This window comes from Thauera phenylacetica B4P (assembly GCF_000310225.1).
GTDB lineage: Bacteria > Pseudomonadota > Gammaproteobacteria > Burkholderiales > Rhodocyclaceae > Thauera > Thauera phenylacetica.
Map to the genome: position 1 here is coordinate 1 of NZ_AMXF01000094.1, position 14,798 is coordinate 14,798.

Here is a 14,798-nt window from a genome sequence, read left to right on the forward strand (position 1 = left end):
GCAGCGCTCCGGCCTACGACGCCGGCGACGTGGTGTGCGCCGACGGCGAGCTCGAGGCGGCGCAGGCGCGCCTGGCGCGCGCGCTCGCCGCGGTCCTCGGCGGCGGCCATTTCCCGCTCGTGCTCGGTGGCGGCCACGAGGTCGCCTTCGGCACCTGGCAGGGCCTGGCCGCGCATCTCGAGCGCAGCGGCGAGCACGCGCCGCGCATCGGTATCATCAACCTCGATGCCCACTTCGACCTGCGCGACCCCGCCCACGCGCATTCGTCCGGCACCCCCTTCGCGCAGATCGCCGAGGCCGCCGCGGCGCGCGGCTGGCCCTTCCGCTACGCCTGCCTGGGCGTGAGCCGGGCCGGCAACACGCGCGCGCTGTTCCGCCGCGCCGCCGAGCTCGACGTGCTGGTGCGCGAGGACCGCGAGATCACCCCGGCGAACCTGGTCGAGGTGCAGGCCGCGCTCGACGTCTTCATCGCGGACTGCGAGCACCTCTACCTGACCATCGACATCGACGTGCTGCCTGCCTGCGAGGCGCCCGGCGTCAGCGCGCCGGCCGCGCGCGGCGTCCCGCTCGCCCTCGTGGAGGCGCTCGCCGAGCAGGTGCGCGACAGCGGCAAGCTGCGCGTCGCCGACCTCGCCGAGCTCAACCCCGAGCATGACATCGACCAGCGCACCGCCCGCGTCGCCGCGCGCCTGATCCACCTGCTCACCCTCAACGGCTGAACCCGCGCCGCACAGCCGCAAGCCATTACAAAAAGCATCTGCCGGAGGAGACCCCCATGAGCGAACCATCCAGCGCGGCCGTGCCCGCGTCCGCCCGCAGCGTCGCGCTCGCGCGCCTGCTCGTCTACAGCCTGATCGGGCTGGTGATCTTCTTCGTGCCCTTCGAGATCGGCGGCAAGTCGACCATCGTGCTCGACCATGCGGCGAGCTATCTGGTCAAGGACGCGCGCACGCTGGTCGTCGTGATCGCGATGCTGCTGATGGCCTATGGCGCGCTCGAGCCCTGGGTGTCGGGCAGCTGGCGCGAGAACGCGGTCAGCGTCGCCTTCTCGGTGCTCAAGGTGCTCGGCCTGGCGATCGGCGTCGCCTTCCTGTTCAAGGCGGGGCCGGAGGTGGTGTACGCCCCCGGCATGCTGCCCTTCCTGTTCGAGAAGCTGGTGCTGTCGCTGGCGCTCATCGTGCCGCTCGGCTCGCTCGCGCTCGTCTTCCTGATCGGCTTCGGGCTGCTCGAGCTGATCGGCGTGCTGATGCAGCCGGTGATGCGACCGATCTGGCGCACGCCGGGCAAGTCGGCGATCGACGCGGTGGCCTCCTTCGTCGGCAGCTACTCGGTCGGCCTGCTGATCACCGCGCGCATGTACGCCCAGCGCCACTACACCCTGCGCGAGGCGGCGATCATCGCCACCGGCTTCTCGACCGTGTCGGCGCCCTTCATGGTCATCGTCGCCAAGACCCTGAACCTGATGCCGGCATGGAACCTGTACTTCTGGGGCTGCATGGCGATCACCTTCACGGTCACCGCGGTGAGCGCGCGCATCTACCCGATCTCGCGCCTGCCCAGCGAGGGCAGCACCGACCCGGTCCTGCCCGAGGGGCGCAGCCGTATGCAGGCGGCCTGGGACGCCGGCCTGGAGCATGCGCACATCGCGCCGCCGCTGCGGGTGTCGCTGCGCGAGACCTTCGCCGACGGCCTGCGCATGACCGCCGCGATCCTGCCCAGCATCCTCGCCGTGGGCCTGCTCGGCCTGCTCGCCGCCAAATACACCCCGGTGTTCGACATCCTCGGCGTGCTGCTCTACCCGGTGACCTGGGCCTTCGGCCTCGACGAGCCGATGATGGTGGCGCGCGCGGTGGCCTCGGGCCTGGCCGAGATGTTCCTGCCCGCGATGCTGATGAAGGAGGCCGACGTCGTCGTGCGCTTCACCGTCGCCGTGGTCTCGGTCAGCAGTGTGCTCTTCCTGTCCGCCTCGATCCCCTGCGTGATCGCCACGCGCATCCCGCTGCGCATGCGCGACCTGCTGCTGGTCTGGCTGCAGCGCACCTTCCTGAGCCTGGTGTTCACCATCCCCTTCGCGCAGTTCGCCCACAAGCTCGGCTGGCTATGACCGCCGCGCAACCCCCGACCCCAACAACGTCAACCTCAACCCCGACCCCGCCTTCCAACCCCGCACCCCATAAACGGAGATTCCCCATGACCAAGTTCCGCGACATCGAGATCCGCGCCCCGCGCGGCACCGAACGCACCGCCAAGAGCTGGCTCACCGAAGCCGCGCTGCGCATGCTGATGAACAACCTCGACCCCGAGGTGGCCGAGAACCCCAAGGAGCTCGTGGTCTACGGCGGCATCGGCCGCGCCGCGCGCAACTGGGAGTGCTTCGACAAGATCGTCGAGGTGCTGCGCCGCCTCGAGGACAACCAGACCCTGCTGGTGCAGTCGGGCAAGCCGGTCGGCGTGTTCGAGACCCACCGCGACGCCCCGCGCGTGCTCATCGCCAACTCCAACCTGGTGCCGGCCTGGGCCAACTGGGAGCACTTCAACGAGCTCGACCGCAAGGGCCTGATGATGTACGGCCAGATGACCGCCGGCTCGTGGATCTACATCGGCTCGCAAGGCATCGTGCAGGGCACCTACGAGACCTTCGTCGAGGCCGGCCGCCAGCACTACGGCGGCAGCCTGAAGGGGCGCTGGGTGCTCACCGCCGGCCTCGGCGGCATGGGCGGCGCGCAGCCGCTGGCCGCCACGCTCGCCGGCGCGTGCTCGCTCAACATCGAATGCCAGCAGTCGCGCCTGGAGTTCCGCCTGCGCACGCGCTACCTCGACGAGCAGGCCGCCGACCTCGACGACGCGCTCGAGCGCATCGCGCGCTACACCGCCGAGGGCAAGGCGGTGTCGATCGGTCTCTTCGGCAACGCCGCCGAGGTGCTGCCCGAGCTGGTGCGCCGCGGCGTGCGCCCGGACATGGTCACCGACCAGACCAGCGCCCACGACCCGCTGCACGGCTACCTGCCCATCGGCTGGACCTGGGACGACTACGTCGCGCGCGGCAAGACCTCGCCCGAGGCGGTGGTCAAGGCCGCCAAGCAGTCGATGGCGGTGCATGTGCGCGCCATGCTCGACTTCCAGAAGATGGGCGTGCCCACCTTCGACTACGGCAACAACATCCGCCAGATGGCGCAGGAAGAGGGCGTCGACAACGCCTTCGACTTCCCCGGCTTCGTCCCCGCCTACATCCGTCCGCTGTTCTGCCAGGGCATCGGCCCCTTCCGCTGGGCGGCGCTGTCGGGCGACCCCGAGGACATCTACAAGACCGACGCCAAGGTCAAGGAGCTGATCCCCGACAACCCGCACCTGCACAACTGGCTCGACATGGCGCGCGAGCGCATCGCCTTCCAGGGCCTGCCGGCGCGCATCTGCTGGGTCGGCCTCAAGGACCGCGCCCGCCTCGGCCAGGCCTTCAACGAGATGGTCGCCAAGGGTGAGCTCAAGGCCCCGGTCGTGATCGGTCGCGACCACCTGGATTCCGGTTCGGTCTCCAGCCCCAACCGCGAGACCGAGTCGATGATGGACGGCTCGGACGCGGTCTCCGACTGGCCGCTGCTCAACGCGCTGCTCAACACCGCGGGCGGCGCCACCTGGGTGTCGCTGCACCACGGCGGCGGCGTCGGCATGGGCTTCTCGCAGCACTCGGGCGTGGTCATCGTCGCCGACGGCACCCCCGAAGCCCACGCCCGCCTCGGCCGCGTGCTGCGCAACGACCCCGGCACCGGCGTGATGCGCCACGCCGACGCCGGCTACCAGATCGCGATCGACAGCGCGCACGAGAACGGCCTCGACCTGCCGATGATCCCGTAAGCCCACACAAAGGACCTACACCATGAAATACATGCCCGGTAGCGAGAAGTGCCCCTTGCCGTTTTCCCCCTTCAAGGCCTGCACGGTGCCGCGCCCGATCGGCTGGTTGTCGTCGATCAGCCCGGATGGTGTCGAGAACCTGGCGCCCTACAGCCAGTGGCAGAACCTCACCTTCGATCCGCCCATGGTGATGTTCGCGGCCAACCAGTATCCGGACGGTCGCCGCAAGGACACGGTGATCAACGCCGAGAAGACCGGCTGGTTCGTCTGGAACATGGTCACCTGGGATCTGCGCGAAGCGATGAATACCACCTCGATGGCCGTACCCTACGGCGAGAGCGAGATCAAGCTCGCGGGACTGCGGACGGTCAAAGCAGACCTCTCCGACGTCCCGATGGTCGCCGATAGCCCTTGCCACTTCGAGTGCCGCTATATCTCCACTCATCGCCTCAAGGGCAACTCCAACGTCGGCACCGTGGACGTCGTCTTCGCCGAGGTCGTCAAGATTCACATCAAGGACGAGTACATCGACGAGTTCGGCAAGCTCGATATCAAGAAGGCGCGCCCCATCGCCCGCCTCGGGTACTACGACTACACCGTGGTCGACGAAACCTTCGAGATGCGCATTCCCATGGCTTCCCCAGAAGAGGCCGCCGGGCTGGAAGGCCGGCCGTAGAGTCGCCGGGCACATCCACTCGCAAGCCCACACCACGCAGCACAGGAGGAGACGAAATCATGAACTACGAAAACCACAAGTCCGGTCGCCGCAGCGCCCTCAAGGCGCTCGGCATGCTCGGCGCGCTCGGCGCCGCGCCGGGGCTGGTGTCGCTCACCATCCGCGACGCCCATGGCCAGGCCGCGATCCCGGTCACACTGACCACCGGCCTCAAGCTCGCCAACTACGGCCCCATCTACGTCGCCGCGCGCAATGGCCTGTTCGCGCAGCAAGGCCTGGAGGTCAACACCAACGTTGGCGGTACGGTGGTGGAGCCCGTGTCCATCGCCTTGTCCGGTCGTGGTCAGTTTGCCGCGACCGGCACCGGGATGGCCGTCAATTCGACCCTCGAGGGAGGGAAGATGACCGTGGTGGCCAAGATGTGCGGTGCGCTTGGGATGTGGGTCATCACGCCGCCGGGGACTTCCTTCACGTCGCTCGCCGACTTCAAGGGCAAAAAGGTCGCCTGCCTGCGTTACCCCTCGAACACCATCACCACGCCGACCTTCGCGATGAAGAAATTCGCCGCGATGGATCCCAAGGCCGACGGCGTCGAGTTCCTCGAAGGCCCCCCGGGTTCGATCGTGGGGGCAGTACGCGACAAGCGCGCCGACGTCGGCGTGGTTTTCGAGTGGGACGCAAGCATCGCTGCCCAGCAGGGGCTGCAGGTCGCGTACGGCTTTGCCGAGCAGATGGGGCCGATCCTGCTGACCTCGGTGATGGTCAAGCGGGACTATCTGGAGGCCAATCCGGATCTCGTGCAGCGCTTCTGCAATGCCCTCGCGGCCTCGATGAAGATCATCCGCGAGAACTCCGCCGCCTACGTGAGCGCGATGGGAGCGGAGTTTTCCAATCTCGATCGCCAGGTCATCGAGGCCGGATGCGCCCGCCTGCTCGCAACCCCGGGCTACGTGCCGCTCAATCCGATCGTCGACAAGGCCGAATGGGATGCGAGTGTCGAGCATGATTTCCTCGCCGGCACCATCCGCAAGCAGCTGCCTTTCGAGGAGATGGTCGATAACCGGTTCGCGCAGAAGGCGACCGCAGCGTTCGGTGTGGCGGGGTGAGCGCGATGGCCAGCACAGTGACCCGAATCGAGGCGACGCCTGCGCGCCGTGCCGCCGGATCGTCCTCCATGGCATCGAAGGCACGAATCCCGATCTACCAGACCCTGCTGATCGCCGGCATCCTCATCGTTTGGGAAGTCCTCGTCCGCACCGGTGTGGCCCCGGTGTACCTCTACGGCCAGCCTTCCGGAATCCTGCAGAAGCTGATCGCGCTCACCGCCAGCGGGGAGTTGTTCACCCACGCCGGTGCGACGGCCTTCGAGGCGATCCTGGGCTTTGTCGTGGGAACTACGCTCGGTAGCGTCACAGGGCTTGCCCTGTGGCTGTCCGAGACGGTCGCGCGCATCCTCAGGCCGATCATCGTGGCGATCAATGGCGTGCCCAAGATCGCGCTCGCGCCGCTGGTGGTCGTGTGGTTCGGCGTGGATATCGGTGCCAAGGTGGCGATCGCTGCGAGCCTCACCTTCATCGTTGCGCTCATCTCCGTGTATCAGGGCACACAGGAGGTCGATCCCGACCTGGTCAAGCTGATGCGCTCGCTCGGTGCGCGTCGACTGACGATCTGGAGAAAGGTCATCGTTCCCGGAGCCTCGCCATGGATCCTCGCCACCATGCGCCTCAATATCGGCTTCGCAATGATCGGTGCGGTGGTCGGCGAGTACATCTCGGCCAAGGTCGGTCTCGGTTATTTCATCTACAACGCCGGCGCGCTCTACGACCTCAACTCGGTTTTCGTGGGCATTTTCTGCCTGATGGTCATGGCGCTGGTTCTCGACTTCCTGCTGGTCAAGGTCGAAGCGAGGTTCAAATGGTGAAGATCAGAAAGGAAGTGGTCCTCGAGGCACGGGATGTCTCGATGACTTTCAATCAGGGTACCGAGCGAGAGGTGAACGTCTTTCGCGGCATCAATTTCGAGCTCCATGCGGGAGAGATCCTCGCCATCATCGGTCCGTCCGGATGCGGCAAGTCCACGCTCTTCAACATCATCGCCGGCTTGCTCGCACCGACCGCCGGGGCGGTCCATGTGGACGGCGAAGTGGTCGATGGTGCACGGGGACACGTCGGCTACATGTTGCAGAAGGACCTGCTCCTGCCCTGGCGGACCGTCATGGAGAACGTGACCCTCGGCCTCGAGGTCCGCGGCACCGATCCGGCGCTCGCCAAGGAGCGCGCGGCAGGTCTGATCAGGAGCTATGGCCTGGCGGGTTTCGAGGAGGCCAAGCCGAGTTCGCTCTCGGGCGGCATGCGGCAACGGGTCGCCTTCATGCGAACCCTGGCGCTCGACCCGAAGGTGATCCTGCTCGACGAACCGTTCTCCGCGCTCGACTTCCAGACACGGCTGGTGCTCCAGGGCGACGTGAAGCGGATCATCCGCGATCGCAACAAGTCGGCCATCCTGGTGACGCACGACATCGGCGAAGCCATCGCGATGGCCGACCGGGTCCTCGTCCTTTCGCACCGGCCGAGTACCGTCAAGTCGATCTATCCGATCGATCTCGGTGTCGAAGGTGACGATCCGATCGCGCTGCGGCGTTCGAGCAAGTTCAACGAGCATTTCGACGTGATCTGGAGCGATCTCGACATTCAGGTCTCCGCCACCGCCTGAGCTGTCCGGTTGTAGGCACCCGAGCCGGAGCGCGAGTCTTCGAAGACCGCGCTCCGGTGCTCCTTTACCCTCTGGAAACTTTCTACTCATGCTCGACCTTGAACTACAACCCGGGCGCCTGACCCTCTCCCAGCTGCGCCAGGCCTGGCAGGAACCCGTACGCGTGCGCCTCGCCGCCGAGGCCAGCGCGGCCATCGAGCGCAGCGTCGCCTGCGTGCGCCAGGTCATCGACGAGGACCGCACGGTCTACGGCATCAACACCGGCTTCGGCCTGCTCGCGCAGACCCGCATCGCGCGCGAGGACCTCGAACTGCTGCAGCGCTCGCTGGTGCTGTCGCACGCGACCGGCATCGGCGAGGCGCTCGACGACGCCACCGTGCGCCTGATCCTGCTGCTCAAGGTCAATAGCCTGGCGCGCGGCTTCTCCGGCATCCGCCGCGAGGTCATCGACGCGCTGATCGCGCTGCTCGACGCCGAGGTCTACCCGCTGATCCCGGCCAAGGGCTCGGTGGGCGCCTCGGGCGACCTCGCGCCGCTCGCCCACATGTCGCTGGTGCTGCTCGGCGAGGGCAAGGCGCGCCACCGCGGCCGCTGGCTGGAGGCGGGCGAGGCGCTCGCGCTCGCCGGGCTGCAGCCGCTGACCCTGGCGGCCAAGGAAGGCCTGGCGCTGCTGAACGGCACCCAGGTGTCCACCGCCTACGCGCTGCGCGGCCTCTTCGAGGCCGAGGACCTGTTCGCCGCCGCTACCGTGTGCGGCAGCCTCACCGTGGAGGCCGCGCTCGGCTCGCGCGCGCCCTTCGATGCGCGCATCCACGCGGTGCGCGGCCAGCGCGGGCAGATCGACGCCGCCGCGGCCTACCGCCACCTGCTCGGCGACAGCAGCGAGATCGCGCAGTCGCACATCGCCTGCGACAAGGTGCAGGACCCGTACTCGCTGCGCTGCCAGCCCCAGGTCATGGGCGCCTGCCTGACCCAGATCCGCCAGGCCGCCGAGGTGCTGGAGATCGAGTCCAACGCGGTCTCGGACAACCCGCTGGTGTTCGCCGAGGAGAACGACATCCTCTCCGGCGGCAACTTCCACGCCGAGCCGGTGGCGATGGCCGCGGACAACCTCGCGCTGGCGATCGCCGAGATCGGCTCGCTCGCCGAGCGCCGGGTGTCGCTGCTGGTGGACCGCAACATGTCGCAGCTGCCGGCCTTCCTGGTCGCCAACGGCGGGGTGAACTCCGGCTTCATGATCGCCCAGGTGACCTGCGCGGCGCTGGCGAGCGACAACAAGGCGCTCGCCCACCCGGCCAGCGTGGACAGCCTGCCGACCTCGGCCAACCAGGAAGACCACGTCTCCATGGCGCCCAACGCCGGCCGCCGGCTGTGGGAGATGGCCGCCAACACCCGCGGCGTGATCGCGATCGAGTGGCTGGCCGCCTGCCAGGGCCTGGACTTCCGCGAGGGCCGCAAGAGCTCGGCCGTGCTCGAGCAGGCGCGTGCGCTGCTGCGCGACAAGGTGGCCTTCTACGACCGCGACCGCTACTTCGCCCCGGACATCGAGGCGGCGAACGCGCTCCTGCTCGGGCGCAGCCTGTCGGCCTTGCTGCCGGCGGCCATCCTGCCCTCTTACGCGTAATGCCCACCTTCGCCGCTCGCGGGGCGACGTCCTCGGGCGGACGCCGTTCCCTTGTTGACGACCGGTATCATGCGCAGGACGCATGGCGAAGCAGAGGACGAGACTTGAGCGAGACCACCCCACGCTATCGGCAGATCGAGGACTACCTGCTCGAGCGCATCCGCAGCGGTGAATTCCCGGTGAATCACCAGATCCCGCCGGAGGAGCAGCTCGCGCGCGACTTCGGCGTCAGCCGCATGACCGCGAACAAGGCGATCCGCGACCTGGTGCAGAAGGGCTACCTGGTGCGCCAGGCCGGACTGGGCACCTTCGTCACCGACCGCAAGGCGGAGTCCTCGCTGCTCGAGGTGTACAACATCGCCGCCGAGGTGCGCGGCCGCGGCCACGCCTACAGCAACGACGTGATCCGCCGCGAGGAGGTGCAGGCCGACGACGAGGTCGCGCTGCGCCTGGGCGTGCGCCTGGGCGCGCGCGTGTTCCACACCGTGCTGGTGCATCGCGAGGACGGCGTGCCGATCCAGCTCGAGGACCGCTTCGTCAATCCGCGCTGGGCGCCCGAGTATCTGCACACGGACTTCTCCCTGCGGACCCCCAACGAGGTGCTGGTGGCGAGCTGCCCGATCTCCGACGTGGAGCACGTGGTCGAGGCGCTGCGGGTGGACGCCGCCACCGCCGGCCTGCTCGACATCGACCCCGCCACGCCCTGCCTGAGCATGACGCGGCGCACCTGGTCGGACGATCACCTGATCAGCTACGCGCGCCTGATCCACCCGGGCGACCGCTACAAGCTGCGCTCCTCGCTGCGCGGGTTGTCGGCACCGGCCCTGGGGCGCGGCCGATGAAGCACCTCCCGCGCGACGCGCGTGTGGCGCGGCCGTGGAAGAACGGCGGCGGCACGACGCGCGAGGTGGCGGTCTCGCCCGAAGGGGCCGGTCTCGACGACTTCGCCTGGCGGATCAGCCTGGCGGAACTGCATGAGGCGGGCGCCTTCTCGTCCTATCCGGGGGTGAGCCGCACGCTGTTGCTGCTCGAGGGCGAGCCGGTACGGCTCGACATCGATGGCGAGGCGGTGGAGCTCGTGCGGGGCGGCGAGGCCGTGCATTTCGACGGGGGCGCGCGCGTGTTCGCGAGCCCGGCCGGCGTCGCGCTCGACGCCGGCGTGATGAGCCGCGATGCACGCTGCCGGCAGCATTGCCGGCTCATGACGCTGAGCGGCGAGGTCGCGCTGCTGCGCAGCACGGCGCAGGGACTGATGCTGCTCTTGGATGGGGGGCCGCTGCGGGTGGTCGCCGACTCGGGCGATGCCATCCTCGCGCGCCACGACGCGCTGCGCTTCTGGCCCGAGGACCCGGCCGAGCTGCGCCTCTCCGCCGATGGCATGGCACGCGTGCTGTTGGCGGAGTTCGTGTTTCCCGGCGAGCACACGCGGGACGGTCGAGTCGAACCGACAGGTTGAGGACGGTCCGGGTCGCCCGCTCGGGCGCGACGGACCGGGAAGCGACCCGGGTTCGGCAGGCGGGATTCCCGCTGCATACGCACCGGAATGGGCTGTCGCGTGAACTGGTTCGCATGATCCGGGCATTCGAGCGCGACAGCGTGGCGAAACTGCGGCAGAGTTCGCCCACCGAACCCCAATCCCTCATGCGCCGGAGAGCCCCCGTCGAAGCCCGTCGCCGGAAGACCGATGATCCGTTCCTCGCTCAATTTCCGCCTGTGGCTGACGATCGCGATCGCGGTGCTGCCGGTTCTGCTGTTCGCGCTTTTCGATTACGAAGAGCGCCGCCGGCAGGCGGTCGAGGAGACCCGGACCGAGATCTCGCTGCGCCTGGCGGATGCGAACCGCGAGGCGCAGGCCGCGCATCGCGCGGTCGCGCTGGTGCTGCGCATCATGGCGCGCTCGAACGACCTGCAGGCGCTGGACGCTGCGCAGTGCTCGGGAATCGCCGCCCGCCTGCTCGAGTCGCTCGAAGGTTTCGCCAACATCGGTGCTGCGCTGCCCGACGGGGAGATCTTCTGCAGCGGGAGGCCGATGAGCGCTCCGGTGACGGTGATCGATCGCGCCTGGTTCCGCACTTCTCTCGGCAGCGACGGGATTTCCCCCGGGGAGTTTGTCATCGGCAAGGTGTCGGGAATGCCGGGCATGGCCTTCGGCTACCCGCTGCGCGCGGCCGACGGCTCGCTGCGCGCGGTGATCTTCGCCACCATCACCGTGGCCTGGTTCGATCGTCTGATCGAGGGGTTCCGCCTGCCGGAGGGTTGGGAGGCGAGCGTGATCGGCAATTCCGGGCTCGTGGTGGCGCACCAGCCCGAGCGCTGGCGCGCACACGAGGTTTCCGGGGAGACCCTCGCGCGCATGGCCGCGGTCGTGCGCGACGAAGGCGGTGTCGCCGAGCTCGCCGGGCTGGACGGCGTCCATCGCCTGTATGGCATCGGCGCGCCGGATTTCGCGCCCGAGAGCGGCTTCCTCGCCATCGGCGCGCCGCTCGAGCATTCCCTGGAGGCGGTGGGGCGGCGCCTGCTGCTGCATCTGGCGCTGATCGCGGCCATCGCGCTCGTCTCCGCGCTGCTCGCGCGCTTCTACATCTATCGCCTGGTCGAGGTGTGGGCGGCGCGGGTGCGCGGCGCGATCGACGCGATCGCGGCCGGCCGGCGCGATGCGCGCGTTTCCCTGGCGACCGGTGTGGGCGAGCTCGATGCGCTCTCCGAGGGCATCGACCGCATGGCGGTGGAGATCGGCAAGCGCGAGGCGGAGCTGCAGCGCCTGTCGATGGTGATCGAGCAGAGCCCGGAGTCGATCGTCATGACCGACACCTCCGCCCGCATCCTCTATGTGAACGACGCCTTCCAGCGCATCACCGGCTATCGGCGCGAGGAGGTGCTCGGGCGCAACCCGCGCATCCTCAACGGCGGGCTGACGCCACGCGCGACCTACGAGCGGATGTGGGCGGCCCTGGTCGCCGGCGAGGTGTGGCGCGGCGAGTTCAACAACGTACGCAAGGACGGCTCGACCTACCTCGAGCTGGCGACGATCGCGCCGATCAAGGACGCGGCCGGGGCGATCACGCACTACGTGGCGGTCAAGGAGGACATCACCCAGCGCAAGCAGTCCGAGGCGCTGCTGCACCGGCTCGCCTACTACGATGCGCTGACCGGGCTGCCGAACCGCGCGTTGCTGCACGACCGCATCGCCCAGGCGATCCGCAGCGGCGCGCGGCGCGACCGCTTCGGCATGCTGATGCTGTTCGACATCGACCGCTTCCGCCAGCTCAACGACACCCTCGGCCATGCCGCGGGAGACGACCTGCTGCGTGAGGTGGCTGCGCGCCTGCGTGCGGGCGTGCGCGAGGAGGACACGGTCGCGCGCCATGGCGATGACGACTTCGCCGTGCTCGTCGAGGGCGTCGGCGACGACGAGGCCGACGCGTTGGGCCATGCCGAGCAGATCGCGCGCAAGCTCCAGCATGCACTGCAGCAGCCCTACGTGCTCGGAGACGGGGACGGCGATCGCCACTTCGCGACCCTGAGCATCGGCATCAGCCTGTTCCACGACGGCGTGAGCTCGCTCGAGAGCCTGCTCAAGCAGGCCGAGGTGGCCTTGTACCGCGCCAAGCAGGAAGGGCGCGACACCTTGCGCTTCTTCAACCCGGAGATGCAGGCGGTGGTCGATGCGCACGCCCGCCTGGAGGCCCGCATGCACGAGGCGCTGGAGGCGAACGCCTTCCGGCTCTTCTTCCAGCCCCAGGTGAACCGGCGCGGCGTGGTGATCGGCGCCGAGGCGCTGCTGCGCTGGCCGCTCGATGGCGGCGCCATGGTGTCGCCGGCCGAATTCATCCCGCTCGCCGAGGACACCGGCCACATCGTCCGCCTCGGCCTGTGGGTGCTGCGCACCGCCTGCGCCCAGCTTGCGCGCTGGCAGATGAACGAGCGCACGCGCCACCTCAAGATCGCGGTCAACGTGAGCGCGCGCCAGTTCCACCAGCCCGACTTCGTCGCCAGCGTGAAGGACACCGTGCGCGCTGCGGCCATCGACCCCGGCCGCCTCGAGCTGGAGCTCACCGAGAGCGCGATCCTGTCGGACGTGGACGAGACCATCCGGCGCATGAACGAGCTGCGCGCGCTCGGCATCCGCTTCGCGCTCGACGACTTCGGCACCGGCTACTCCTCGCTGTCCTACCTCAAGCGCCTGCCCTTCGACCAGCTCAAGATCGACCAGTCCTTCGTGCGCGACATGGCCGAGGACGAGAGCAGCGAGGCGATCGTGCTGGCGATCCTGTCGCTGAGCCACGCGCTCGGCCTGGAGGTGGTGGCCGAAGGCGTCGAGATGCCGGAGCAGCGCGACTTCCTGCGCCAGCACGGCTGCGACGCCTACCAGGGCTACCTGTTCGGCAAGCCGCTGCCGATGGAGGCTTGGGGCGACTTCCTCGAGATGATCTGAGGCCGGCCGCGCGCCCTGCCTACATCGGCACGCCCATCACGTGCGTGGCCGCCACCACGCGGTCGTCGCCCAGCATCATCAGCACGAAGAGGCGCTCCTCCAGCGTCGTGCACCCGGCGCTGCGGCGGGCGAGCAGCGGGGTGGCGCGCGGGTCGAGGACGACGAAGTCGGCCTCCTTGCCGGGCGCGAAGTTGCCGATGCGGTCGTCGAGGTAGAGGCTGTGCGCGCCGCCCAGGGTGGCGAGGTGAAAACCGCTCGCCGCCGACAACGACTGGCCGCCGAGCTGCAGCACCTTGTAGGCCTCGTTGAGCGTCTGCAGCATCGACAGGCTGGTGCCGCCGCCCACGTCCGTGCCCAGGCCTACGCGCACGCCGAGCGCGCGCGCGCGCCGCAGGTCGAAGAGGCCGGAGCCGAGGAAGAGGTTGGAGGTGGGGCAGAAGCTCATCGCCGCGCCGCGCTCGGCCATGCGCCGGCGGTCGGTGTCGTCGAGCCAGAGGCAGTGTGCGAACAGCGCGCGCATGCCGAGCTGGCCGGCGCGCTCGTAGACGTCGAGATAGCTGCGCGCCTCGGGGTGGAGCCGCGCCACCCAGTCCACCTCGGCGCGGTTCTCGGCCAGGTGCGACTGCAGGAAGACCCCCGGGTGCTCGCGGAACAGCCGCCCGGCGAGCGCCATCTGCGCGGGCGTGGAGGTGGGCGCGAAGCGCGGGGTGATGGCGTAGAGCAGGCGGTCGCGGTTGTGCCAGCGCTCGATCAGCGCCCTCGACTCGGCGTAGCCGGTCTCGGCCGTGTCGCGCAGGAACTCGGGGCAGTTGCGGTCCATCAGCACCTTGCCGGTGATCAGGCGCATGCGGCGTGCTTGCGCGGCCGCGAAGAGCGCCTCCACCGAGGCCGGGTGCACCGTCGCGAAGGCGGCCGCGGTGGTGGTGCCGTTCCTCAGCAGCTCGTCGCAGAAGAAGCCGGCCACCTCGGCGGCGTGCGCGGGGTCGGCGAAGCGGCGCTCGGCGGGGAAGGTGTAGTTCTCCAGCCATTCGAGCAGCTGCTCGCCATGGCTGGCGATGATGTCGGTCTGCGGGTAATGCACGTGGGTGTCGACGAAGCCGGGCAGGATGAGCCTGCCGCGGTGGTCGGCGAGCGGCGTGCCGGACGGCAACTTCGCCAGCAGCGCGGCGGCGGGGCCGCATTCGGCGACGTGACCGTCGCGCACGATCAGCACGCCGTCGGCGAAGTGCTCGAGCGCGCGGGGGTCGGCGGCGGGGTCGGCGAGGAAGTGCACGATCTCGCCGCGCACGGCGCTCAGGCGGGAGGCGTTCATGGCGGTCGGGTTCATCGCACTGGGACGGAGCTCATGTGGGGTGGGCGCGGCGCGCAGGCTCGGACGGCTGTCCTGGCTGCGCGTGCGATTCGGCTCGGGCGATGCCGCTGGCGCTGCCGCGCTGCGCCGGGCGGGCGGCGAGCGAGGCGCCGCGCAGCTGCAGCACCTCGGCGGCGATCGCGATCGC

12 protein-coding genes are annotated in these 14,798 nt (G+C 69.2%); 11 read left to right on the plus strand and 1 reads right to left on the minus strand.

Features of this window, described 5'->3' with window-relative positions:
- The 11 genes from hutG to C667_RS12840 all read left to right on the plus strand — a co-directional run.
- Positions 1-719, plus strand: a 719-nt coding sequence (gene hutG, locus C667_RS12790; protein ID WP_004365063.1) for a formimidoylglutamase, incomplete at its 5' end; no start/stop codon positions are given.
- A 56-nt stretch (positions 720-775) separates the two neighbouring features.
- Complete coding sequence (locus C667_RS12795) at positions 776-2,104, plus strand: YjiH family protein (RefSeq protein WP_004365066.1); 1,329 nt, start codon at positions 776-778, stop codon at positions 2,102-2,104.
- An 86-nt stretch (positions 2,105-2,190) separates the two neighbouring features.
- The gene (gene hutU, locus C667_RS12800; RefSeq protein WP_004365068.1) at positions 2,191-3,852 is read left to right on the plus strand and encodes a urocanate hydratase; all 1,662 of its coding nucleotides are present in this window, start codon (positions 2,191-2,193) and stop codon (positions 3,850-3,852) included.
- A gap of 22 nt (positions 3,853-3,874) precedes the next feature.
- A complete protein-coding gene (locus C667_RS12805) occupies positions 3,875-4,528 on the plus strand; it encodes a flavin reductase family protein (protein WP_004365070.1) in 654 nt (217 codons plus the stop codon).
- A 113-nt stretch (positions 4,529-4,641) separates the two neighbouring features.
- The gene (locus tag C667_RS12810) at positions 4,642-5,634 is read left to right on the plus strand and encodes an ABC transporter substrate-binding protein (protein ID WP_039921474.1); all 993 of its coding nucleotides are present in this window, start codon (positions 4,642-4,644) and stop codon (positions 5,632-5,634) included.
- 5 nt (positions 5,635-5,639) lie between these two features.
- A complete protein-coding gene (locus tag C667_RS12815) occupies positions 5,640-6,449 on the plus strand; it encodes an ABC transporter permease (RefSeq protein WP_169317688.1) in 810 nt (269 codons plus the stop codon).
- Positions 6,450-6,463: 14 nt separating this feature from the next.
- A complete protein-coding gene (locus C667_RS12820) occupies positions 6,464-7,240 on the plus strand; it encodes an ABC transporter ATP-binding protein (protein ID WP_211207705.1) in 777 nt (258 codons plus the stop codon).
- A gap of 88 nt (positions 7,241-7,328) precedes the next feature.
- Positions 7,329-8,864 (plus strand): histidine ammonia-lyase, encoded by a 1,536-nt coding sequence (gene hutH / locus C667_RS12825; protein WP_004365075.1) that lies wholly within the window; start codon positions 7,329-7,331, stop codon positions 8,862-8,864.
- A 104-nt stretch (positions 8,865-8,968) separates the two neighbouring features.
- Positions 8,969-9,706: a histidine utilization transcriptional repressor HutC gene (hutC, locus tag C667_RS12830; protein ID WP_004365078.1), complete on the plus strand. Its 738-nt coding sequence runs from the start codon at positions 8,969-8,971 to the stop codon at positions 9,704-9,706.
- Positions 9,703-10,320: a HutD/Ves family protein gene (locus C667_RS24385; protein WP_004365080.1), complete on the plus strand. Its 618-nt coding sequence runs from the start codon at positions 9,703-9,705 to the stop codon at positions 10,318-10,320. Before hutC ends, C667_RS24385 begins: the two co-directional genes overlap by 4 nt.
- 228 nt (positions 10,321-10,548) lie before the next feature.
- Positions 10,549-13,299, plus strand: a complete 2,751-nt coding sequence (locus tag C667_RS12840) for an EAL domain-containing protein (RefSeq protein ID WP_004365081.1) — start codon at positions 10,549-10,551, stop codon at positions 13,297-13,299.
- Positions 13,300-13,318: 19 nt separating this feature from the next.
- Here C667_RS12840 and guaD read toward each other — a convergent pair whose 3' ends face one another.
- On the minus strand, positions 13,319-14,611 hold the full coding sequence (gene guaD / locus C667_RS12845) for a guanine deaminase (protein WP_039921480.1): 1,293 nt from the start codon (positions 14,609-14,611) through the stop codon (positions 13,319-13,321).
- Positions 14,612-14,798 lie beyond the last annotated feature (187 nt).